Origin of the sequence: Propionibacterium australiense (assembly GCF_003666605.1) — a bacterium.
GTDB classification, from domain to species: Bacteria; Actinomycetota; Actinomycetes; order Propionibacteriales; family Propionibacteriaceae; genus Propionibacterium; species Propionibacterium australiense.
The window spans coordinates 18,018-38,522 of sequence record NZ_RCIV01000023.1 but is presented as its reverse complement, the minus strand read 5'-3'; the positions used below and the strand labels follow the sequence as shown (position 1 = coordinate 38,522).

The window sequence follows — 20,505 nt, the reverse complement described above, 5'->3', positions numbered from 1 at the left end:
CACTCAAAGAAACCCGCACCAGCAAAAACTGGCACAGACAAAACAAAAAAACTAGAAGCACGCTGTTGAGTTATCAAGAAACAACCACACAACCACAGCACAAGCCAAAACCCACACCATGGACGGCGATGCCAGATGGTTTGCCGAGGCCCAGCAGGAGCCGGAATCACTCGGTGTCTCCGATCTGTCACCACCTTGCGGCAGCTCGATCAACTTTAGTGGGTTGATCGGCGGAAGTCAAACCGACCTCCTCATCGTCCAGAACCGATCTGCTGCGGGAGCAGCTGGCGGTCCGTTCTGATGACCCCGAACTCACCAGCCCTTTACCGGACTGCCTCGTTCGGAGGCGAAAAAGAACAATACCCCCGGACCAGCGACCGCGCAAGTCCGGGGGTCCTGGACTCCCAGGGGAACTCGTCCTGGCTTGTCAAGCCACGATGACCCCGCCGACGGTGCGTTTGCCGCGGCGGACCAGGGCATACCGACCGGCGAGCAGGTCGTCCTCGCTCAGGCGCGCATCGACATCGGTGACCTTCTGGTTGTTCAGATAGGCCCCGCCCTCGGTGATGGCACGGCGAGCCGCGGACTTCGAGGAGACTGCCCCGCTGGCGGCGAGCGCATCGACGACTAGCGGTAACCGGCCATCGACGGGCGGCAGTTCGACGGCCCCCACCTCGGCCATGACTGCCGCGAGGGTCTGCTGGTCCAGGGCGCGCAACTCGCCGCGGCCGAACAGTGCCGCAGCAGCGGCCTCGGCGTTCCTGCGTGCCTCGGCCCCGTGGACGAGATCGGTGACATCGTTGGCCAGCGCCCGCTGGGCGGCCCTCTTGAAGGGCGACTGACGGGTCTGGGCGTCGAGTTCGCTGATCTCGTCGCGGGTGCGGCCGGAGAAGATCTTGAGATAGTCGATCACCTTGGCGTCCTCGGCATTCAGCCAGAACTGGTGGAAGGCGTAGGGCGAGGTGCGGTCGGGATCGATCCACACTGCGCCGCCCTCGGTCTTGCCGAACTTCGTGCCATCGGTCTTCGTGAGCAGGGGCGTCACCAGCCCGTGGACGACGTCCCCGGTGGTACGGCGGATGTAGTCGATGCCGGCGGTGATGTTGCCCCACTGGTCCTGGGCCCCGGTCTGGAGGGTGCAGCCGTACCGCTCGTGCAGGGCCGCGTAGTCGAGGGACTGGAGCAGGACGTAGCTGAACTCCGTGTAGCTGATGCCGTCGTTGAGACGCCGGGCGACGACGTCGCGGGCCAGCATCCTGTTGACGCTGAAGTGCTTGCCGATGTCGCGCAGGAAGTCCAGGGCGGACAACGAGGCCGTCCAGTCGAGGTTGTTGACGATCAGGGAGGCGTTCTCGCCCTCGAAGCTGACGAAGCGGCTGACCTGGGCGCGCAGGGCCTCGACCCACTCGGCCACGGTCTCCTTGGTGTTCATGACGCGCTCGCCCGTCATCTTCGGATCTCCGATGAGACCCGTCGCACCGCCCACGAGCAGGAGCGGGCGGTGGCCGGCCTGCTGGAACCGCCGGGCGAGGATCAGCTGCATGAGGTGACCGATGTGAAGGCTGGGGGCCGTGGGATCGAAGCCCACATAACTCGTGACCATTCCCTCGTCGAGGTGAGCGGCGAGAGCCGCCTTGTCCGTGGTCGTCGCGATGAAACCACGCCATGTCAGGTCATCGAGCAGTGCATTCATCCGGCCAGTGTAGGGCAGCGGCCGATGGTGAGCGGTGAGGGGCACACCGGGCGAGGAGTCCGACCGAGGCCGGCGACTCCTGGATTGCAGCCGGGCGCGCCAGGCGACCCGAACCCGGCGTACCTGGGAGGGCGTGCCGAAACTGACAGGATGTGGCCGTTCTGGGTCTGTTCGGGTCAAGAACGGCCACATCCTGTGAGAAAAAGCATGCCTTCGTGGCGCCACCCCCGGTCCGTGCGGGCCAGGTTCAGGCGCGACCGCCCCACCCGATGGCGGCCGTCACCGCGGCCTCGACGGCGGCCAGCTGTTCGGCGACCCGCTCCGGCGCGGTGCCGCCGCGACCGGTACGGGAGGCGACCGAGCCGTCGACCGTGAGCACGTCACGAACGCCCGGCGTCAGATGCTCGTCGATGCCCACGAGCTGTTCATCACTGAGCTCGGACAACTCCAGCCCGCCCGCCTCGCAGAACCGGACCGCACGGCCGGTGATGTCGTGGGCCCGGGCGAAGGGGACGCCCTGACGCACGAGCCAGTCGGCCATGTCCGTGGCGAGGGAGAAAGCCCGCGGGGCGGCCTGCGCCAGACGGGCCTCGTCGAATCCGAGGGTGGCGACCAGGCCGGCGACGGCCGGCAGCAGGACGTGGAGCTGGTCGATGCCGTCGAACAGCGGCTCCTTGTCCTCCTGCAGGTCGCGGTCGTAGGCAGTGGGCAGGCCCTTGAAGGTGGCCAGCAGGCCGGTGAGATTGCCGATCAGCCGCCCTGCCTTGCCCCTGGCCAGCTCCGCCACGTCGGGGTTCTTCTTCTGCGGCATGATGCTCGAGCCCGTGCTCCAGGCATCGTCGAGCCTGGCGAACCCGAACTCCGGGGTGGTCCAGGCGATGAGGTCCTCGGCCAGCCGTGAGAGGTCGACGCCGATCTGGGCCAGGACGTAGGCGCTCTCGCTCACCAGGTCGCGGGCGGCGGTGCCGTCGATGGAGTTCATCACCGAGTCGTCGAAGCCAAGTTCGTGGGCGACCTGCTCGGGGTCGAGGCCGAGCGAGGTGCCGGCCAGGGCGGCCGAGCCGTAGGGGCTGACGGCCAGCCGGCGGTCGAGGTCGCGGAAGCGTTCGATGTCGCGCAGCAGCGGCCAGGCGTGCGCGAGCAGCTGGTGGGCCAGCAGGACGGGCTGGGCGGTCTGCATGTGGGTGCGTCCGGGCATGATGGCCGACGGGTGGGCGTGGGCCTGGGAGCACAGGGCGGAGACGACGTCGCACACGTCGAGCGTCAGGGCGCGGATCTCCCGGCGCAGGTACATGCGGATGAGGGTGGCGATCTGGTCGTTCCGGCTGCGCCCGGCACGCAGCCGTCCGCCCAGCTCGGGACCGATCCGCTCGGTCAGGATCCGCTCGAGGGCGCCGTGGACGTCCTCGTCGGTGGGCGCGGGGCCCAGTTCGCCGCTGGCGACCTGCTCGGCCATCTCGGCGAGCGCGGCCTGCATGGTGGCGTGCTCGTCCTCGCTCAGCAGGCCGGCGGCGCGCAGGGCACGGGCATGGGCGCGGGAACCTGCGATGTCCTCGGGGGCGAGGCGCCAGTCGAACTGGGTGGAGACCGACAGGGCGAACATCGCCTCGGCCGGGCAGCCGGCGAAACGGCCTCCCCACAGAAAACCCTGCTGGTGGTCCTGGCTCATGCCGCACCTCTCCTGTCGTTCGTGTGCTCGTCGTGGTCAGGGGACGTCCCCGATGGCGGCCGCCCGCCGGCCCGGCTGCCGTCTGCGGTCACTTCTCGTCCACGGGACGCCCGGTCCGTGCCATCGCCAGGAAGTACGCGGCGAGGGCCTCTCCCCCGTCGGGCTCACGCGAGATGGCCATGACGGTGTCGTCCCCCGCGATGGTACCGAGAATCGCCGGCAGCGACACCCGGTCGATGGCCGAGGCGAAGTACTGGGCGGCACCCGGCGGGGTCTTGATGACGAGCAGATTGGCCGAGGCCTCCGCGGAGACGAGCACCTCGGCACAGATCCGGGCCAGCCGCTGCTCGCGCATGGCGCGGTCGGAGACCACATCGGCGCTCGGCGGCGCGTAGACCAGGACGCCTGTGGCGGCGCGCACGCGGACCGCGCCGATGTCGAGCAGGTCCTTGCTGAGGGTGCCCTGGCTGACCCTGATCCCCTGCTCGGCCAGGATGTCGGCCAGCTCGTTCTGGGACGCGATCTCACGGGCCTGGATCAGTTCCAGGATGAGCGCCTGGCGCGCGACCCTGCTGGAACCCGCTCGCTCCGACGCGGAGGCGTTCGTCGTCATGCCCGTCCCTGGGCGGTGTCCAGCAGCCCGGGCAGTGCGGCCACGAAGCCGTCCAGCTGCCCGGCCGTGATGATGAGCGGCGGGGCGATGCGCAGCACCTGCGGGCGGGGCGCGTTGATGATCCACCCGGCGTCGAGAGCCAGCTCGGCCACCTCGGGGGCGATCGGCCGGTCCAGGACGATGCCGCGCAGCAGCCCCTGGCCGCGGACCGTGTCGATGCGCGGGTCACCGAGGGCCATGACCGCCTCGGCCAGATGGGCCCCGAGCTCGGTCGAACGTTCAGCGAGCCCCTCGGTCTCCATCACCTGGAGCACGGCGCCGCCTGCGGCGCAGGCGACCGGATTGCCTCCGAAGGTCGTGCCGTGCTGGCCGGGTCCGAACAGCTCGGCCGCCTCACCGAGCGCGATGCAGGCGCCGATCGGGTAGCCGTTGGCCAGCCCCTTGGCGACGGTGATGATGTCGGGAATGACGTCGTACTGCTGGTGGACGAACCAGCTGCCGCAGCGGCACAGGCCGGTCTGGACCTCGTCGACCCACAGCAGCGCACCGTGCTCGGCGGTGAGGCGCCGCGCCGCGGGCAGGAACTCGGCTCCTGGCTCGACGACCCCGCTCTCGCCCTGGATGGGCTCGAGCACGACGGCGGCGACCGTCTCGTCGACGGCCCGGGCGAGAGCCTCGACGTCGCCGTAGGGCACCCAGATGATCTCACCGGGCAGGGGTTCGAAGGGGGTGCGGTAGTGCTCGTTGTGGGTGATGGCCAGGGCTCCCATCGTGCGGCCGTGGAAAGAGCCCTCCATCGCGACGATCCTGTTTCGCCCGGTCAGGCGGCTCAGCTTGAAGGCCGCCTCGTTGGCCTCGGTGCCCGAGTTCGTGAAGAAGACGCGGGCCGGGGTCCCCGGCGCGCCCAGCGTCGCCAGCCGGACGAGTCGCTCCCCGAGCCTGATCTGGGGCGGGGAGGCGAAGAAGTTCGAGATGTGCCCGAGCGTGGCGGCCTGCTCGGCGATCGCCTCGACGACGGCCGGGTGGGCGTGGCCGAGCGCGTGCACGGCCAGGCCGGCGAGCAGATCGGTGTAATGGTTGCCGTCGGCGTCCCAGACGTCGGCCCCCCGTCCGCGCACCAGCACCCGCTTGGGGTGGCCGAAGGTGTTCATCATGGTCGTGTCGTAACGCTCGCCCCAGCTCTGCTGGTCGATGGCCTGATCGCTCACAGTTCGTCGTCCTCCTCGGCCCGGACCATCGTGCCGATGCCGTCGTCGGTGAAGATCTCCAACAGCAGCGCGTGCTCGACGCGACCGTCGATGACGGTGGCGCGACTCACCCCGCCCTGCACGGCCCGCAGGCAGGCCTCCATCTTGGGTCGCATGCCCGAGACCAGCCCGGGCAGCATCTCCTTCAGTTCGCGCGCGCTGATCTGGGTGATGACGTCCTCGCTGTTGGGCCAGTCGGAGTACAGCCCGGCCACGTCGGTGAGCATGACGAGACGTTCCGCTCCGAGCGCGACGGCCAGCGCAGCGGCCGCAGTGTCCGCATTGACGTTGAAGACCTCCTCGTGCTCGCCGGGGGCGACCGTGGCGACGACCGGGATGCGGCCGGCAGCCATGAGGTCCTGGAGGGCCTGGGGCTGCACAGCGGTGACCTCACCGACCTGGCCGAGTTCCATCGGGACCCCGTCGACCATGACCTTCTTCGGCGCCGCGGTGAACAGCCGGGCGTCCTCGCCGGACAGGCCGACCGCGTAGGGGCCGTGGTCGTTGATGAGGTTGACGAGTTCACGACCCACCTGACCGACCAGCACCATGCGGACGACGTCCATGGCCTCGGGGGTGGTGACGCGCAGCCCCCCGCGGAACTCGCTGTGGATGTCGAGGCGCTTGAGCATGCGGCTGATCTGGGGGCCGCCGCCGTGGACGACGACGGGCCTGACGCCGCAGCGGCGCATGAAGACGATGTCCTGGGCGAAGGCGCGTTTGAGGGCGTCGTCGATCATGGCGTTGCCGCCGTACTTGATGACGACCGTCCGGCCCGCGTACTGCTCGAGCCAGGGCAGGGCCTCGATGAGGGTACTCGCCTTGCTGATGGCCGCGTCACGGTCGAGACTGCGCACCCTGCTCATGTGGAGTACTCCGCGTTCTCCTTGACGTAGTCGTACGTCAGGTCGTTGGTCCAGACCATGGCCTGCTCTCTTCCGGCGTGCAGATCGACGACGACGCTGACCCGGCGCGGGCTCAGATCGACCAGTGAGCGGTCCTCGCCGATCGCCCCGCCCCGGCACACCATGACGCCGTTGAACGAGACGTCCAGCTCGTCGGGGTCGAAGACGGCCTTCGTCGTGCCGACCGTGGACAGCACGCGCCCCCAGTTGGGGTCGTTGCCGAAGATGGCGCACTTGAACAGATTCGAGCGGGCGATCGCACGGCCCACCTCCAGGGCGTCGGCCTGGCCGGCCGCCCCCTTGACGAGGATCTCGATGTCATGGGAACTGCCCTCGGCGTCGCCGAGCAGCTGGGCGCCGAGATCGAGGCAGACGGTGGTGAGTGCCGCGGTGAACGTCCTGGTGTCGAGCTCGACGCCGGAGGCCCCCGAGCTGAGCAGCAGGACGGTGTCATTCGTCGACTGGCAGCCGTCGGAGTCGAGGCGGTTGAACGACACCTCGGTGGCGGCGCGCAGGGCCGTGTTCGCCTGTTCGGCGGTGAGGACCGCATCGGTGGTGATGACGACGAGCATCGTGGCCATGGCCGGGGCCAGCATGCCGGCGCCCTTGGCCATGGCTCCGATCGACCAGCCGTTGCCGTTGAAGACCGCGGTCTTGGGGCGCGTGTCGGTGGTCATGATGGCCCGGGCCGCATCGGCGCCGCCGCTCACGGAGAGGCCTTCGACAGCGGTACCGACACCGGCCAGGAGCGGGGCCATGGGCAGGCGCTCACCGATCAGGCCGGTGGAGCAGACGGCCACGTCGTGACAGGCGACGCCGAGCAGGCCGGCCAGCCCGTCGGCCGTGGCGGCCGAGTCGGCCAGACCCTCCTCGCCGGTGCAGGCGTTGGCGCCTCCCGAGTTGAGGACGACGGCCCGCAGCACGCCGTCTGCCAGCGCCTCGCGGGACCAGATGACCGGCGCCGCGCAGACCCGGTTCGAGGTGAAGACGCCGGCTGCCACATCGGCGGGACCGTCGTTGACGACGACGGCCAGGTCGAGGCCGCCCCCGCCCTTGATGCCGGCGGCGACACCGGCGGCGCGGAAGCCCTTGGGTTCGGTGACGGTCACGGTGCGACTCCGATCGTGGACAGACCCGTCGTCTCGTCCAGGCCCAGTGCGAGATTCATGGACTGCACGGCGCTGCCGGCAGTGCCCTTGGTGAGATTGTCGAGGACCGCCACGGCGACGAGCCGCCCTGCCGCCCGGTCGACGGTCGCATTGACGACGACCGAGTTCGAGCCGAGCACCGACTGGCTGGCCGGCCAGACGCCCTCGGGGAGCACCTGGACGAAGGGCTCGTCCACATAGGCCTCCAAGTAGGCCTGCCGCACCTGCTCCGGCGTGACCGACGGGTCGACCGGCGCGGTGATGACGGCCAGGATGCCGCGCTGCATCGGGGCGAGCAGCGGGGTGAAACTGATCGACGGCGATTCTGCGCCCAGCGCCTCGAGGTTCTGCACGATCTCGGGAATGTGGCGATGCGTGCCACCCACCCCGTAGGCGCTGACCGAGCCGGCGGTCTCGGAGCCGAGCAGGTTCGGCTTGGGACTGCGGCCGCCACCACTCGTACCGGAGGCAGCGGCAATGGTGATGTCATGGCCATCGACGAGCCCGCCGGTGATCGCCGGCAGCAGGCCGAGGGTGCTGGTTGCGACGTAGCAGCCGCACACGGCGACCCGCCGCGCGCCCTTCAGCAGCTCGCGCTGCCCGGGCATCTCGGGCAGGCCGTAGGGCCAGGAACCGGCGTAGGGGGTCCCGTAGAATGCGTTCCAGCGCTCGGCGCTCGTGAGACGGTGATCCGCACCGCAGTCGATGACGAGGGTCTCGGCGGGCAGCTGGGCGGCGAGAGCCGCCGAGGCGCCGTGTGGCAGGGCCAGGAAGACGACGTCGTGACCGGCTAGGTGCTCCGCAGTGGTCTCGCCCACGCGTCGGTCGTACAGGCTGATCAGATTGGGATGGTGCTCACCCAGGACGGTTCCCGCATTGGAACCGGCGGTGAGTGCGCCGATCTCGATCTGCGGGTGCCCGGCGAGGAGCCGCAGGATCTCCCCTCCGGCATATCCGGTACACCCGGCGACTGCAGCTGTGTACGACATGAGCATAAGTATGCCATGGGGAAAATAAATATGGCATTTTCCTCGTTCTCCCGCGGGCTAGGGTTGTTCCCGGTGCGTGATGACTATTCGAGAGGTGTTCCAATGACCAGCTACACACAGGCTTCCCGGTTACGTGGCGTGCGCTACGACGTGCGCGGCAAGAACATGGTCGAGGCCCAGCGCATGGAGGCGGCCGGGCAGCGCATCCTCAAGCTCAACATCGGCAACCTCGCCCCCTTCGGTTTCGAGACGCCCGACTCGGTGGTCCGCTCCATGGTCGCGCATCTTCCCGAGTCGGAGGGCTATTCCGACGCGCACGGCGTCTACTCGGCACGTACCGCCGTGGCGAACTACTACCAGTCCAAGGGCCTGGACGTCGATGTCGACCAGGTGATGCTCGGCAACGGCGTCAGCGAGCTCATCTCGATCGTCCTTCAGGCCCTGCTGAACACCGACGACGAGGTCCTCATCCCCAGCCCCGACTACCCGCTGTGGACCGCGCAGGTGACCCTGTGCGGCGGCCGTGCCGTGCACTACCTGGCGGACGAGTCCAACGGCTGGAACCCCGACCTGGACGACATCGCCGCCCGGATCACCCCCCGGACCAGGGCGATCGTCATCATCAACCCGAACAACCCGACCGGCGCCGTCTTCAGCGCCGATGTCGTCCGGGGCATCGTCGAGCTGGCCCGTGAGCACGGGCTCATCGTCCTGTCGGACGAGATCTACGAGAAGATCATCTACGCCGGCAACCACGTCCACTCCGCAGCCCTAGCCGGCGACGACGTGCTGTGCCTGACCTTCTCGGGCCTGTCCAAGGCCTACCGGGCCTGTGGTTTCCGGGCCGGCTGGCTGGCCATCACCGGCCCGCTCGCCGCGGCCGAGGATCTTCGTGAGGGCCTGGACCTGCTCGCCAATATGCGCATGTGCGCGAACGTGCCGGGCCAGCACGCCATCCAGACCTGCCTCGGCGGCCATCAGTCGATCGACGAACTGGTGGCCCCGGGAGGCCGTTTCCACGACCAGATCATGCTGTCGGCACGGCTCCTCAACGAGATCGAGGGTGTCAGCTGCGTGCCGGCCAGCGGCGCGCTCTACCTGTTCCCCCGGCTCGATCCGGAGCGCTTCCCCATCGAGGACGACGAGGAGTGGGCGCTCGGCCTGCTGCGCCACAAGAAGATCCTGGTCAGCCACGGGCGCGGCTTCAACTGGCCTGATCCCGACCACTTCCGTCTGGTGGCACTGCCCGAGGAGAAGGTGCTGCGCGAGGCCATCGCCCGCCTGGCCGAGTACTGCGAGGAGACCCGCCGGGACTGAGCCCGGAACGGTTCACGTCCTGGGCTCGCCCCAGAGCATGGTCCGGCGCGCCAGCAGGTAGCCGAGCAGCAGCGCGTCGGTCAGCACCCACGACAGCGGGTACAGCGTAGCCACGCGCGTGACGGTCCCGAAGATCCGCGGCAGCGCCATGAGGAGCACCACTCTCAGGCCGCACAGGGCGCTGACGATGATGATCATCGGCGGCAGGGCGTGACCGGCGCCGCGGATCGAGGACGAGAGCACCTCCATGAGCGCGAAGAGCAGATAGCAGGGTCCGATGACTCTCGCGATGCTCGTTGCCAGCGCGATGACCTGCGGGTCGGCGGTGAACATGCCGAGGATCGGGCGTGAGGCCAGGAGCAGGGCGACGGCCAGGGTCACCGTCACGGTCACGCCGATGAGGCAGCAGACGCGCACGGCCCTGCGGGTGCGGGGCCGGTCCTCGGCGCCGAGGTTCTGGGCCACGCTGGTCGAGGCCGCCTGACCGAGGGCCATGATCGGCATGTACAGGAAGTTCTCGACGCGGAACCACACGGTGAAGGCCGCGATGTCGGGGATGCCCAGCCCGTTGATGCGGTACTGGACTGCCACGTTGCTCAGCGTGATGACGAGGGCCTGGGTGCCGGCCGGCAGGCCGATGGCGAGGATCTCGCGCAGGGTGACCCGGTGCAGGTGGATCCGCGCCAGGCGCAGCCGGTAGCGGTCGTCGAGGCGGCGCAGGCTGCCCAGCACGAGGACTGCGCAGAGCGTCTGCGAGGTGAGCGTCGCCACGGCGACGCCGACGACCCCCCACCGGAAGACGATGATGAACAGCGCGTCGGCCAGGACGTTCACCACCCCGCCCAGCAGCTGGCAGAGCATCGGCGTGAGCGAGTCCCCCAGGGCACGCAGGATGCCCGCCCCCATGTTGAACAGGACGACGCTCACCAGCCCGAGCAGATAGATGCGCACGTAGACGACGGCCAGCGCCAGGATCGATGCTGGTGTGTTGAGCCAGGCGAGCAGAGTGGGGGCGGCGGCGATCATGACGGGAAGGAGTGCTGCCCCGCCGGCCAGTCCGAAGGCGAGGGCGGTGTGCATGACGCGTTCGATCTGGCTGTGCCGTCCGGCCCCGAAGTGCCGGGCGACGAGCACGCCCGTGCCGGTGCCGAGCCCGGTGAACATGCCGATGAGGCAGGTGACGATGAGGCCGCTGGCACCGACCGCGGCGGCCGCCTCGGTGCCCAGGGTGTGGCCGATGAACATGAGGTCGACCGTGCTGTAGAGCAGCTGGACGAGCGCGGCGCCGAGCAGCGGCAGGGCGAAGGCGATGATCCCACGACCCAGGGGGCCGGTGGTCAGATCAGTGGTAGGGCTTCGCCTGCGGCGCCCGTCCGCCCTCCGGGCAGCAGTCATCGGCTCCCCGCGGAAGAAGGCTTCATATCCGTGGGGGCCACGAGGTGCCCCGGAGAGAGCTCGACGAGTGATGCATCCTCGTGATCATCGGCCCACCACCCCGGCTGGGACTCGCAGGCGCTGTCGGCCGTCGGCCGCTCGAGTCGGCCGTCCCGGTTGCGGGGGTCGAGCACGGAGTCCAGCAGCATCCGGGTGTAGGGGTGCCGGGCCTGCGTGACGAGCTCGTCGGCGGGCAGCTGCTCGACGACTCGTCCGCGGTACATGACGACGATCGTCTGCGCGAAGTGGGTGACCAGCGCCAGGTCGTGGCAGACGAAGCCGATGGCGATGCCGCGCTCTGCCTGCAGGCGTGCGAGTAGGGCGATGATCTCGGCCTGGGCGCTGACGTCCAGGGCGCTGGTGGCCTCGTCGCACAGGAGTACCTTCGGGTCGAGGGTGAGCGCCCGGGCGATGGCGCAGCGCTGGAGCTGGCCGCCGGACAGCTGGTGGGGATAGCGCACCACGAAGTGGCCGGGCAGCCCGACCAGGTGGAGCATCTCACGGGCCTTGGGGAGCGCCTCGCCGCGGCCGATGATGTCGTATCCGATGAGCGGCGCGCAGATCGCCTCGGCCATCCGCATGCGCGGGGCGAAGGAGCCCAGCGGGTCCTGGAAGACCATCTGCACCTGGCGACGCACCTCGCGCAGGGGCGCGCCTCTGAGTCCCTGGATCGGCCGGTCGCCGAGGAGGACCCGCCCGCTGGTGGGCTTCTCGAGGCCGATGAGCATGCGCAGCAGGGTGCTCTTGCCCGAGCCGGACTCGCCGACGACGGCGACCGTCTGTCCCCTGGGCAGGGTGACGGTGACGTCCCGGCAGGCCGTCAGCCGGCTGCCGTCGGGCAGCCGGAAGATCTTGGTGAGCCCCTCCGCCCTCATCACCGGTGCGGTCACATTCGCTCCTCACAGCGAGGGCATGCTGGCCAGCAGCGATGCCGTGTACTCGTGGGCTGGGTGGTCGATGACCCGGTCGGTCGGGCCGAGTTCCAGGACGCGGCCGGCACGCATGACCATGATCGTGTCGGCCATGTGGGCCGCCACGCCGAGGTTGTGGGTGACGATCATGATCGCCGTGCCCTCCTGGCGGCGCAGCGCGAGCATCTGGCGGACGATCTCGGCCTGCATGGTCACGTCCAGGGCGCTGGTCGGCTCGTCGGCCAGTAGCAGGGCCGGATTGAAGGTCATCGCCATGGCGATGCCGACCCGCTGGCGCATGCCGCCGGACAGTTCGAAGGCGTAGGAGTCCATGACGCGGCGTGGGTCGGGCAGCGCCATGCGGTCGAGCATGGTCTCGGCGCGTCCGCGGGCCTGCTCCCTGGTCGAGCCGGGATCGGCCGTGCGGATGTACTCGACGAACTGGCTGCCGATGCGCCGCACGGGGTTGAGCATGGCGCCGGTGTCCTGGAAGACCATCGACATGCGGTGGCGGCGCAGGTCGAGCCACTGCGCCCGGTCCAGGTCGAGCAGCGAGCGGTCCTCGAAGCAGATGTCGCCGCTGCTGACCTGCCCGCTCGACGGCAGCAGACCGAGGATGGCGCGGATGACCGTCGTCTTGCCCGAACCGGACTCCCCGACGATCGCCACGACCTCGCCCGGGGTCACGTCCAGGCTGACGTCGCGGACGGCGGGGGTGCCGTCATAGCTGACGGTCATCCGCCGGACGCTGAGCAGGCATGTACCGTCCGCCTGGTCCTGCCCGGGGAGCCCGTCTCGCGCCGGTCCGCTGTTCGTCATCGTCATCCCCAGTTCACTGCGCCGGCTTGATGGCGCTCGTGATCCAGTAGTAGTCCGCCGTGGCCACGGTGGCGCCGGTCACGGTCTTCGCGTTGGAGCACATATTGCTGTTGTAGTAGCCGTGGACGAGGACCGCCGCGTCGTCGATGAGGATCTGCTGAAGGCGAACGAAGATCTTCTTGCGCTCGGCGGTGTCCAGCTCGGTCTCCAGCTGCTCGTAGAGCGCGTCGTACTCATCGTTCCGGTAGCCGCAGTAGTTGGCGTCGCTCTTGGAGTACCAGTTGGCCAGGTAGCTGAAGGGGTCGCCTTCCTGGGTCGTCATCCAGTTGCTGGAGTTCATGTCGTAGTCGCCGGCGACGAGCCGGTCCCACTCGGTGTCGGCGTCGACATTCTCGACCGTCGCCTGGATTCCGATCTCGGCGAGCTGGGTGGACACGGCCTCGGCCATGACCGACAGATTCCGCGAGTCGTAGGTGACGTAGGCCAGGTCGATCTTCTTGCCGTCCAGTTCCCGGAAGCCGTCGCCGTCGGAGTCGACGACGCCGGCCTCGTCGAGGATCTTCTTCGCCCGCTCCTTGTCGTAGGGGGTGGCGTCGGTCAGCTGCTCGTAGCCGAAGTCGAGCGAGGAGGGGACGACCGAGTGGCCGGCGGTGTAGAGGCCGCCGACCGTGGTCTCGGTGATCGTCGTTTCGTCGATCGCCATGCAGATGGCGGTCCGCAGGGCCTTGTTCGCCAGCGGGCGGCCCTCGGCGGCGTTGAGATAGGAGAAGCCCGTGCGCATGCTGATGGTCTGCGAGACCGAGTAGTCCGGGTCGTTCCCGAGCGTCTCCAGGTCGGCAGCGGCCGTGATGTTCTCTGTGACATCGACGTCGCCGGACTGCAGCGCCAGCGACTTGGTCAGGCTCGATGCGTCGTCGATGAAGATGACGTCCACGCTCTCGAAGGGAACCTCGCCGTTCCAGTAGTGCTCGTTGCGCGTGAGCCTGACGTTCTGGCCGCTGTTGAACTCGCTCACCGCGTAGGGGCCGGTGCCGATCGGTTTCTCGTCGATGTTCTCGCTGCCTGCGATGTCAAGGACCTCGAACAGGGGATTGGCCAGGGCGGCCGGCAGATCGGCGTAGGGCACCTTGGTGACGATCGTGACGGTACGGGCGGCGTCGTCGGCCGTGATCGAGTCCGGCTTCATGAAGTTCGACGGCGAGGAGGAGCCCTCGACGCCCTCCTTGTCGTACATGCGCTGCAGGGACTCGGCGACCTTGGTCGCGGTGACCTCGGTACCGGTGGAGAACATCAGGCCCTCCCTGATGTGGAACTGCCAGTTCGTGTGCTCCTCGTCGACCGTGAAGCTGTCGGACAGATTCGGCTGGGCGACCATGTGCTCGTCGAACTTGAACAACGACTCCCCCACGCCGTAGCGCATGCAGGCCCAAGCCGCGTTCGTCTGATTCGACGGGTCGAGTGACTCCTTGGAGAAGTTCGTGCAGCCGAACTTCAGCTCGGTACTGGAACCACCCGAACCGGAACCGGAGGAACATCCGGCCATGCCGAGGCCGGCAACAGCGGCTCCGGCGGCGGAGGCGGTCAGCAGACCGCGGCGGGTGAGGATGATTCGATGCATTGTTCGTGCTCACTTTCCTTGTGGTCGGGGTGCGGGGGGTCTGTGGGGCTCAGGACAGAGGGGCCGGGACGAGCTCGATGACGTCCTCGTCCTGGCCGGCATGACGGGGGTCGAGAACATCACGGAGAGCGTCGCCCAGCAGGTTGAAGACGATGACGGTGATGCAGATCGCCGCGCCGGGGAAGATCATGAGCCACGGCGAGTCGAGCAGATAGGCGCGGCCCTCGTTGAGCATGAGGCCCCATTCGGCCTGGGGCGGCTGGGCACCGAAACCTAGGAATGACAGGCCGGCCAGTTCGAGCATCATCGTACCGATGTCGGTGGCGGCCGTGATGACGAGTGTCGGGAGGGCGCTCGGCAGCAGATAGCGGCGCATGAGCCGGCCGGGGCGGGTGCCGTTGAGCTCGGCGGCCGTCACGAAATCGGCATGACGGATCTTGAGGACCAGGCTGCGTGCCAGGCGCGCGTACTTGGTCCAGCTGACGACTGCGAGGGCGATGATCGCATTGCGGATGCTCGCCCCGAGCAGGCCGGCCACGGCGATGGCCAGGACGATGCCGGGGAAGGAGATCATCATGTCGGAGATGCGCATGATGGCAGCGTCGACGAGACCACCGAAGTAGCCGGCGATGACGCCGAGGAACGAGCCGACGACGGAGATCACGAGGACGAGGATCATCGCCGAGGTGAGTGAGATGCGGGTGCCGTAGACGATGCGCGAGGCGATGTCACGGCCGAGCTTGTCGGTGCCGAACCAGTGCTCGGCGCTCGGCGGCTGGAAGGCATCGGCCAGGTTCGCGGCGTAGGGATCCATCGGCGCGATCTGCCGGGCGAAGACCGCGACGAGGGCGATGACGAGGACCAGCGCGAGGTGGACGCCGAAGGCCCTGCGCCCGCCGATCGCGCGGCGGATGGTCCTCCAGATGCCGTGCAGTGTGCTCATGAGTGGGCTCCTCGTCGCACGCGGGGGTCCAGCCGGGCGTAGGAGACGTCGACGAGCAGGTTGATGACCATGTAGATCAGGGCGATCCACAGCACATAGGTCTGCACGAGCGGGTAGTCGTAGGAGGTGACCGCCGAGACGGCCATGTTGCCCAGGCCGGGATAGGAGAAGACCACCTCGACGACGGCCGTGCCGCCCAGCAGCGAGCCGAGAGAGAGTCCGAGCAGGGTGAGCAGCGGCAGCTGCGCATTCGGCAGCACGTGCCGCCACAGGATGGTCCGTTCGGACATGCCGCGGGCGCGGGCGCCCGTGACGTAGTCCTGCCTGAGCTCCTCGAGGACGGCGGTGCGGACCTGGCGGGTGTACTTTCCGATCATCGCGAAGGCCAGTGTGATGGCCGGCATGATGAGCTGCTCGAAACCCTTCCCCGACGAGATGACCGGGAGCAGACCGAGCTTGAGGGCGACGGCCCAGACGAGCAGCAGGCCGAACCAGAAGTTCGGCATCGAGACGCCGAGGAAGCTGACGCCGCGCGCGAGATGGTCGATGACGCCGCCCTGACGCACCGCGGCCGCCATGCCCAGGGGGACGGCGATGACGAGCATGAGGACCAGGGAGGCCAGCGCGAGCCTGATGGTCGGCCACAGGCGGGCGAGCATGAGGTCGGTGACGGGCTTGTGCAGCGAGTATGACGTGCCGAAGTCGCCGTGCAGGCAGTTGCCGAGCCAGGTGACGTACTGGACCAGGAAGGGCTTGTCGAGGCCGAGCCGGGCACGCATCTCCTCGACCATCTCGGGGGTCGGCGTGATGCCCTGGCTCGTGTAGATGGCCTGCGCCGGGTCGCCCGGAGCGAGCCAGACAAGGACGAAGGTGATGAAGCTGATACCCACCAGCACGATCAGGATCTGGCCCAGCCGACGGGCCAGCCACCGAGCATCCACGAGCCGATCACCTCACGTTCATGACGAATACCGTTCGTCACAACCGGATTCTTGCGACCCTGCTCGGACCTCATGGCCGCCAGATGCCGCGGCGGCGCGTAAGAGAACTCCCAGGCAGGTCTTCTGACTCGCGTCCACAGGGCAGTGCCCCTATGGATCCTCGACCTTCCCGGTTGCCCAGTGGCAGGCTTGCGCCGATGAGGATCCGGACGCTCACAGCGGCGGTCCCGTCCGCGATTCGCACGCGGTTCCCTGTTCCCCCGATCAGCCGATCGACCGACCGGGCACCTGGGATGCTGCACGCGCGTCACGCACAGCGTCCTCGCTTCGCTGGGAGCATAGCAGAGCACTGTCCCGAGCGAAGCGCCCTCATGCGGTTTTTCCCAGTGAAGGCTCACCTTCGAAGATTAACCCACTGAACCGCGTGTCAGACACGCCCGGCGTTCGATCGGGCATGCGCCGTGACGACGTGGATTCAGGCCTCACGCAGGATCGCGTCGAACCGCTCGACGGCGAGCCGCACGGCATTGCCCCGAGCGGCGGCGACATCGGCCTGGGTGAGTGTCCGGTCGGCGCCACGGAAGCGCAGGTTGTAGGCGAGCGACTTGCGCCCCTCGCCGATCTGCGTGCCACGGAAGATGTCGAACAACACGATCGACTCGAGCAGATCACCTGCGCCCTCGGCGAGAGCGGCCTCGACATCGGACGCGGCGACCTTCTCACTGACGATGAGAGCGACGTCCTCCTTGGCGAGGGGGAAGGCACTCAGCGCCGAGACCTGGCCGCCATCGGGGGCGCAGGACACGAGCAGGTCGAGGTTGATCTCGACGGCACAGCTGCGGTCGGGCAGCCCGTAGGCCTTGACGACCTCGGGGTGCAGCTCACCTGCGGCGCCGATGACGACCGGCTCGCCGGCGGTGCCGCGGACCGACAGCTCGGCGCAGCGGCCAGGGTGCCAGGGCGCGATCGCGGCGGCCCTGCGCTCCAGGTCGAGACCGAGCGCCTGCGCGGCGGTCTGGGCGAAGTACACCGCATGGGTCCAGTCGGCCCGGACGGCGGCGCGGTTCCAGGTGGCCGGCAGCCACTGGCCGGTGAGCACGGCGGCGATCATGCGGGGCTGGTCGGGCAGGGACTCCTCGATCGCGGCGATCTCGGCGTCACTGGGGCGGTGGGTCACATCGGGCATCGGGGCGGCCGACGCCGGCCGGGCCCAGAAGACCGAGCCGGCCTCGAAGAGGGCCAGGTCGTCATGGCCGCGCGAGGTGTTGCGCGTGACGGCGGAGAACAGGCCCGGAAGCAGACCGGTGCGCAGGTACGGAGCGGTGTCGGCCAGCGGATTGGCCAGCCGGACCAGCCGGCGTTGGTCGCAGTCCGCGGGCAGGCCGAGCCGGTCGGGCTCCTCGGCCGCGATGAATGGCAGCGTGATGACCTCGACGAAACCGGCCTGGGCCACCGCCGCGTTGACCGCCCGGCGGGCGCGCTGGGCCGGGCTGAGACCACGACCTGCGGCGGCACGCGGCACCCTGGCCTCGACGATGTCCAGGCCGAGTTTGCGGCCGATCTCCTCGACGTAGTCGTAGGGATCGCGCAGGTCGGTGCGCCAGGTGGGCGGGGTCAGTTCCAGCAGCTCGTTCTTGCGTTTGACCGTGATACCTGCCTTCTCGAACACCTCGACGACCCGGTCGGTGTCGATCCGGGCGCCCAGGATGCGGGCAGGCAGATTGGCGTCGATCGTCAGGGACGGCGGTACCGGCACCTGACCGGCCACGGTGGTGCCGTCGACGATCGTGCCGCCGGCGTGTTCGGCGAACAGGCGGGCGGCCATCCGGGCCGCGGCGCAGGCCACACCTGGGTCCACCGTGCGTTCGAAACGCTTGGATGCCTCTGAGGGCAGCTTGTGGAGACGGTAGGTGCGGCCGATCGTACCCGGCGAGAAGTGAGCCGCCTCGATGACCACGTTCGTCGTCGTCTCGCTCAGCTCGGTGGTCTGGCCGCCCATGACGCCGGCCAGGCCGATGGGGCCGGAGTCGTCGGTGATGAGCAGGTCGTCGGCGGACAGCGTGCGCTCGACGTCGTCGAGTGTGGTGAGCCTCTCGCCGGCAGCGGCCTTGCGCACGACGATAGGGCCGAGGAGGCTGTCGGCGTCGTAGCCGTGCAGCGGCTGACCGGACTCGAGCATCACGTAGTTCGTGATGTCGACCGGCAGGCTGATCGAGCGCATGCCACTGGCCTCGAGACGGTGGCGCATCCACATCGGGGTGGGGGCCTTCGGGTCGATCCCGTTGACGCACAGGTTGACGAACAACTGGCAGTCCTGCGAGTCGATGCGCACCGGGTAGGCGCCCTGGGCCTGGGCGGGGACACGGCGGGAGTAGAGGTCGTTGTACGGCACGTCGAAGGCCTGCGCGGCCTCGCGGGCCAGCCCGCGCATCGACAGCGCGTAGCCCAGGTCAGGTGTCACTTCGATGTCGAGGACGTCGTCGGGTACGCCGAGCAGCGGCAGCGCGTCGGACCCGAGACCGGCCCTGGCTGCCTCGACGGGCGGCAGGACGATGATGCCGCTGTGGTCCTCGCCGGTGCCGAGCTCGTCGGCGGCGCAGATCATCCCGTCACTCATGTGCCCGTAGGTCCTGCGGGCGCTGATCTCGAAACCGCCCGCCAGAACGGCGCCGGGCAGCGAGACCACGACGTAGTCGCCCTTGGCGAAGTTGGTGGCGCCGCAGACGATGCCCCGGGCATCGGTGAGCTCTGAATTGACCTCGGAGTCGTTCAGTGGCCCCACGTCGACACGGCACCAGCGGATGGTCTTGCCGTTCTTCTGCGATTCCTCGACGAAGTCCAGGACCCGGCCGACGACGATCGGCCCGGCGAGCTCGGCGCCGACGGTCTCGACGTGCTCGACCTGCAGACCCCTGCGGGTGAAGGCGTCCGCCACCTGGGACGTGGTCACGCCATGCGGGAACTCCACGAGGTCGCGGAGCCAGCTCATCGGCACTCTCATCGTGCACCTCCCAGCAGCGAACGGCTGAACCTGACGTCGCCCTCGACGAAGTCACGCAGGTCGGGGGCGTTGTTGCGGAACATGACGGTGCGGTCGACGCCGATGCCGAAGGCGAAGCCGGAGTAGACGTTCGTGTTGATGCCGGCGGCGGCCAGCACGCGCGGGTTGACGACGCCGCACCCGACCCACTCGATCCAGCCCTCGCTGCGACAGGTGCGGCAGGGGCGGTCGGGATTGCCGACCGAGTCGCCGTGGCAGACGAAGCACTCCAGGTCGACCTCGGCACTCGGCTCGGTGAACGGGAAGTAGTGCGGCCGCAAGCGGGTCCGGGTGTCGCCGAACATGGCCTTGGCCAGGTGGTCGAGGGTGCCCTTGAGGTCGCCCATGGTGATGCCCTTGTCGACGGCCAGGCCCTCCAGCTGGTGGAAGACCGGCAGGTGGGTGGCGTCGTACTCGTCGGCGCGGAAGACCTTGCCGGGGCTGACGACGTAGACCGGCAGCTCGCGTTCGAGCAGGGTCCGCACCTGGACCGGTGAGGTCTGGGTGCGCATGATCTTGTGATCGCCGGGCGGGTCGACGAAGAGGGTGTCGCTCATGAACCGCGCCGGATGGTCCGGGGTGAAGTTGAGCGCGTCGAAGTTGAGCCACTCGGCCTCGAGTTCGGGCCCCTCGGCGACCTCCCAGCCCATGGCGACGAAGACGTCGCACATGCGGTTGATGAGAGCGGTCAGCGGATGCTCGGCGCCGACCGGGTGCTCGGCCACCGGCAGGGTCACGTCGACGCGCTCGGCCTCGAGGCGGGCGGCCAGCTCGGCGGCCTCGAGTTCGGCGGCGCGGGCGGCGAGGGCCTGGTTGACGCGGCCGCGGGCCTGGCCGACGAGTTTGCCGGCCTCCTTGCGCTGGTCCTTCGGCATCGTGCCGATACGCCGGTTGGCGAGCGCGAGCGGTGACTTGTCGGCGGCGTGCGCCTGGCGCACGGCCTTGAGCTCGGCCGAGCTGGCCGCGGCCGCGATGGCCTCGAGGGCATCGCTCACCATCTGCTCGACCTGCCCCTGGTCCAGCGGTCCGCTGGTGCTGTCTGGCCCTGACATGGACTCCCCTCTTTCGCTCTGCCGGGGCCGGCCCGCGGCCGGCCCCACCCGACAAGTCTAGGGGCCTGCCTGCCTGGCCCCGGTCCGAGCATCAGCAGACGGGATTCGGCGGGGCGGACCGTCGGCCACCAGCCCCTGGCACGGCACGAGGGACGGGCTCACGGTA

The 20,505-nt window shown here is 68.9% G+C and carries 16 protein-coding genes and 1 riboswitch; of the genes, 1 reads left to right on the top strand and 15 read right to left on the bottom strand.

Annotated elements, in window-relative coordinates:
* Window positions 1-427: 427 nt before the first annotated feature.
* From tyrS to argC, 7 genes are all read right to left on the bottom strand, one after another.
* The gene (tyrS, locus tag D9T14_RS12090; RefSeq protein ID WP_119162707.1) at window positions 428-1,693 is read right to left on the bottom strand and encodes a tyrosine--tRNA ligase; all 1,266 of its coding nucleotides are present in this window, start codon (window positions 1,691-1,693) and stop codon (window positions 428-430) included.
* Between the two features lie 247 nt (window positions 1,694-1,940).
* Window positions 1,941-3,362: an argininosuccinate lyase gene (gene argH / locus D9T14_RS12085; protein ID WP_119162680.1), complete on the bottom strand. Its 1,422-nt coding sequence runs from the start codon at window positions 3,360-3,362 to the stop codon at window positions 1,941-1,943.
* Between the two features lie 88 nt (window positions 3,363-3,450).
* Complete coding sequence (locus D9T14_RS12080) at window positions 3,451-3,975, bottom strand: arginine repressor (protein ID WP_119162681.1); 525 nt, start codon at window positions 3,973-3,975, stop codon at window positions 3,451-3,453.
* A complete protein-coding gene (locus D9T14_RS12075) occupies window positions 3,972-5,183 on the bottom strand; it encodes an acetylornithine transaminase (RefSeq protein WP_259340988.1) in 1,212 nt (403 codons plus the stop codon). The genes D9T14_RS12080 and D9T14_RS12075 overlap by 4 nt, the downstream gene beginning before the upstream one ends.
* Complete coding sequence (argB, locus tag D9T14_RS12070; RefSeq protein WP_119162682.1) at window positions 5,180-6,088, bottom strand: acetylglutamate kinase; 909 nt, start codon at window positions 6,086-6,088, stop codon at window positions 5,180-5,182. The genes D9T14_RS12075 and argB overlap by 4 nt, the downstream gene beginning before the upstream one ends.
* Window positions 6,085-7,236, bottom strand: a complete 1,152-nt coding sequence (gene argJ / locus D9T14_RS12065; RefSeq protein ID WP_119162683.1) for a bifunctional glutamate N-acetyltransferase/amino-acid acetyltransferase ArgJ — start codon at window positions 7,234-7,236, stop codon at window positions 6,085-6,087. Before argJ ends, argB begins: the two co-directional genes overlap by 4 nt.
* On the bottom strand, window positions 7,233-8,264 hold the full coding sequence (argC, locus tag D9T14_RS12060) for an N-acetyl-gamma-glutamyl-phosphate reductase (RefSeq protein ID WP_119162709.1): 1,032 nt from the start codon (window positions 8,262-8,264) through the stop codon (window positions 7,233-7,235). The genes argJ and argC overlap by 4 nt, the downstream gene beginning before the upstream one ends.
* Before the next feature lie 102 nt (window positions 8,265-8,366).
* On the opposite strand from argC, the gene D9T14_RS12055 reads away from it, so the two are divergent.
* Window positions 8,367-9,581: a pyridoxal phosphate-dependent aminotransferase gene (locus D9T14_RS12055; RefSeq protein WP_119162684.1), complete on the top strand. Its 1,215-nt coding sequence runs from the start codon at window positions 8,367-8,369 to the stop codon at window positions 9,579-9,581.
* A 12-nt stretch (window positions 9,582-9,593) separates the two neighbouring features.
* Here D9T14_RS12055 and D9T14_RS12050 read toward each other — a convergent pair whose 3' ends face one another.
* The 8 genes from D9T14_RS12050 to pheS form a co-directional block, all read right to left on the bottom strand.
* Window positions 9,594-10,976, bottom strand: coding sequence for an MATE family efflux transporter (locus D9T14_RS12050; RefSeq protein ID WP_119162685.1), 1,383 nt, complete (start codon window positions 10,974-10,976; stop codon window positions 9,594-9,596).
* The gene (locus D9T14_RS12045; protein ID WP_197720586.1) at window positions 10,973-11,905 is read right to left on the bottom strand and encodes an ABC transporter ATP-binding protein; all 933 of its coding nucleotides are present in this window, start codon (window positions 11,903-11,905) and stop codon (window positions 10,973-10,975) included. The genes D9T14_RS12050 and D9T14_RS12045 overlap by 4 nt, the downstream gene beginning before the upstream one ends.
* A 9-nt stretch (window positions 11,906-11,914) precedes the next feature.
* Window positions 11,915-12,664 carry an ABC transporter ATP-binding protein gene (locus tag D9T14_RS12040; protein WP_197720587.1) on the bottom strand — a complete coding sequence of 250 codons (750 nt, stop codon included), beginning with the start codon at window positions 12,662-12,664 and terminating at the stop codon, window positions 11,915-11,917.
* 94 nt (window positions 12,665-12,758) lie between these two features.
* On the bottom strand, window positions 12,759-14,363 hold the full coding sequence (locus D9T14_RS12035) for an ABC transporter substrate-binding protein (RefSeq protein WP_119162686.1): 1,605 nt from the start codon (window positions 14,361-14,363) through the stop codon (window positions 12,759-12,761).
* Between the two features lie 49 nt (window positions 14,364-14,412).
* Window positions 14,413-15,306, bottom strand: coding sequence for a nickel transporter permease (gene nikC / locus D9T14_RS12030; RefSeq protein WP_119162687.1), 894 nt, complete (start codon window positions 15,304-15,306; stop codon window positions 14,413-14,415).
* A complete protein-coding gene (gene nikB / locus D9T14_RS12025; RefSeq protein WP_119162688.1) occupies window positions 15,303-16,247 on the bottom strand; it encodes a nickel ABC transporter permease in 945 nt (314 codons plus the stop codon). The genes nikC and nikB overlap by 4 nt, the downstream gene beginning before the upstream one ends.
* A 96-nt stretch (window positions 16,248-16,343) precedes the next feature.
* Window positions 16,344-16,549, bottom strand: a riboswitch (cobalamin riboswitch).
* Between the two features lie 173 nt (window positions 16,550-16,722).
* Window positions 16,723-19,248 carry a phenylalanine--tRNA ligase subunit beta gene (gene pheT, locus D9T14_RS12020; RefSeq protein ID WP_119162689.1) on the bottom strand — a complete coding sequence of 842 codons (2,526 nt, stop codon included), beginning with the start codon at window positions 19,246-19,248 and terminating at the stop codon, window positions 16,723-16,725.
* On the bottom strand, window positions 19,245-20,339 hold the full coding sequence (gene pheS / locus D9T14_RS12015) for a phenylalanine--tRNA ligase subunit alpha (RefSeq protein ID WP_119162690.1): 1,095 nt from the start codon (window positions 20,337-20,339) through the stop codon (window positions 19,245-19,247). The genes pheT and pheS overlap by 4 nt, the downstream gene beginning before the upstream one ends.
* Between the last annotated feature and the right edge of the window lie 166 nt (window positions 20,340-20,505).

Coding starts and splice junctions, on each gene's coding strand:
- argB (WP_119162682.1), bottom strand. CDS start 6,088: ATGAGCAGGGTGCGCAGTCTCGACCGTGACGCGGCCATCAGCAAGGCG.
- D9T14_RS12080 (WP_119162681.1), bottom strand. CDS start 3,975: ATGACGACGAACGCCTCCGCGTCGGAGCGAGCGGGTTCCAGCAGGGTC.
- pheS (WP_119162690.1), bottom strand. CDS start 20,339: ATGTCAGGGCCAGACAGCACCAGCGGACCGCTGGACCAGGGGCAGGTC.
- D9T14_RS12055 (WP_119162684.1), top strand. CDS start 8,367: ATGACCAGCTACACACAGGCTTCCCGGTTACGTGGCGTGCGCTACGAC.
- argH (WP_119162680.1), bottom strand. CDS start 3,362: ATGAGCCAGGACCACCAGCAGGGTTTTCTGTGGGGAGGCCGTTTCGCC.
- D9T14_RS12035 (WP_119162686.1), bottom strand. CDS start 14,363: ATGCATCGAATCATCCTCACCCGCCGCGGTCTGCTGACCGCCTCCGCC.
- argC (WP_119162709.1), bottom strand. CDS start 8,264: ATGTCGTACACAGCTGCAGTCGCCGGGTGTACCGGATATGCCGGAGGG.
- D9T14_RS12040 (WP_197720587.1), bottom strand. CDS start 12,664: ATGACCGTCAGCTATGACGGCACCCCCGCCGTCCGCGACGTCAGCCTG.
- D9T14_RS12050 (WP_119162685.1), bottom strand. CDS start 10,976: ATGACTGCTGCCCGGAGGGCGGACGGGCGCCGCAGGCGAAGCCCTACC.
- nikC (WP_119162687.1), bottom strand. CDS start 15,306: ATGAGCACACTGCACGGCATCTGGAGGACCATCCGCCGCGCGATCGGC.
- tyrS (WP_119162707.1), bottom strand. CDS start 1,693: ATGAATGCACTGCTCGATGACCTGACATGGCGTGGTTTCATCGCGACG.
- pheT (WP_119162689.1), bottom strand. CDS start 19,248: ATGAGAGTGCCGATGAGCTGGCTCCGCGACCTCGTGGAGTTCCCGCAT.